Source organism: Streptomyces pseudoechinosporeus (genome assembly GCF_054783935.1).
On record NZ_BAAGPS010000098.1, the window covers coordinates 1 to 614 of the forward strand.

Annotated in this window: 1 protein-coding gene and 1 pseudogene; both read right to left on the minus strand. The window is 62.2% G+C overall.

What is annotated here, in order from left to right; genetic code table 11:
- Positions 1–311 (minus strand): hypothetical protein (locus ACYVO6_RS49370; RefSeq protein WP_461073610.1); only part of this gene is annotated, 311 nt, incomplete at its 3' end.
- Between the two features lie 66 nt (positions 312–377).
- Positions 378–614 (minus strand): annotated as a pseudogene (locus ACYVO6_RS49375) (tyrosine-type recombinase/integrase); the annotation flags it as partial.

The window sequence follows — 614 nt, forward strand, 5'->3', positions numbered from 1 at the left end:
GGCGGGACGGACTCACCGATGATGCGCATGCGGAACTCCTGCACCACGATCGGCTTCGCTCCGGTGTTGTGCAGCACGAGCGGGAAGCGGAAGCTCAGGACGGAGCCGTTGATCAGGGCGACAAAGGAACGTGGCTCCCAGGACTTCAACTTCCCCTGGTAGGCGTTGAGCCTCCAGAACGACGCCACGGTGAAGATCAGGGAAAACAACGCTACCAAGAGGGAGCACAACGCAACTACGACGACGGGCGTGATCGATGCGGGAGGTGCCGCGGGGGTCTGCTGCTGAGCAGAAATGACGAACTGAAGCACGGACTGAGTCTGTCACCTGAGGCACCGGCCCCGCGAATCAATCGGCTTCTTCCCCTTCACCACCGTCTACACGATGTCACCCTCTTCCTCCAACGCCTTAATGATCTTCGCGTTGGCCGCTTCTTCGTGCCCGTCAATACATCCGTGATACCGGCGGTGAATCACCTCGGGAGAATTGCCAACCCGCCGGGCCACTTCGGCAATCGGCACTCCCGCGTTCAGCCACCGCGTGATGCAGGCGTGCCGCAGGTCGTACGGGCGCCCGGCCAGCGGTGAAGCGATACGCTCCGGCGGTAGTGCGTA